Genomic DNA, 668 nt, shown 5'->3' on the forward strand with positions numbered 1-668 from the left:
GCTCCTTGCTTTGTAACAACTTGCGAAATCTGACCTGTTCCCATATCAGCCGGAATATCTATTGTCACTGTCTGCGGAGAGTTGGAGAGCAGATCGTGATACAGCTTCGTCATATATTGGTTTGTCATCGTGCGCCCTCCTTTTTCTAGTTAGTCGAAGCTAATCACATAATACTTTATATTTGTTTTTTAGTCAAGGTAATCTAAACTATTGACTACTCTCTAAGAGTCAACATATTAATTTTCAAAGTATGCCGTATCCCATGATCGTTCCGTTATTGATATCATAGCTTCTCTTGTTCACGGCATCACTGGAGTTTCCCTCTACCGTATATACGGTACTTCCCTCAATTTTCTCCACGATTCCCACATGGTCTGAGGTTCCGTCCCCGTTCCAGTCAAAGAAGATCAGGGTTCCGGGTGCTGGCGAATATCCTCTGCTCTTCCATTTTCCCTTGCCCTGAAACCACGCGATCCCATCATCGCATAGGGAGAACTTCGGCATCTTGCCGCTCTCGATCAGTCCTGCCTGATCCCCACACCAGCTGGCAAAGCAGGCACACCACGCCACATGGCTGTCAAATCCATACCATGACCAGAACTTCTGGCCTCCTTCATTTCCAAGCTGGGTAAGTGCCACGGATACGATCTGGCCGTTGCCTCCAAACA

At 47.0% G+C, this 668-nt stretch carries 1 protein-coding gene and 1 pseudogene; both read right to left on the minus strand.

Annotated elements, in window-relative coordinates; all coding sequences use genetic code 11:
• Window positions 1–128 (minus strand): annotated as a pseudogene (locus tag LIQ05_RS20500) (AraC family transcriptional regulator); the annotation flags it as partial.
• A gap of 115 nt (window positions 129–243) precedes the next feature.
• Window positions 244–668 (minus strand): CHAP domain-containing protein (locus LIQ05_RS19450; protein ID WP_226822939.1); only part of this gene is annotated, 425 nt, incomplete at its 5' end.

Source organism: Blautia glucerasea (genome assembly GCF_020537505.1).
Classification (GTDB): Bacteria; Bacillota; Clostridia; order Lachnospirales; family Lachnospiraceae; genus Blautia_A.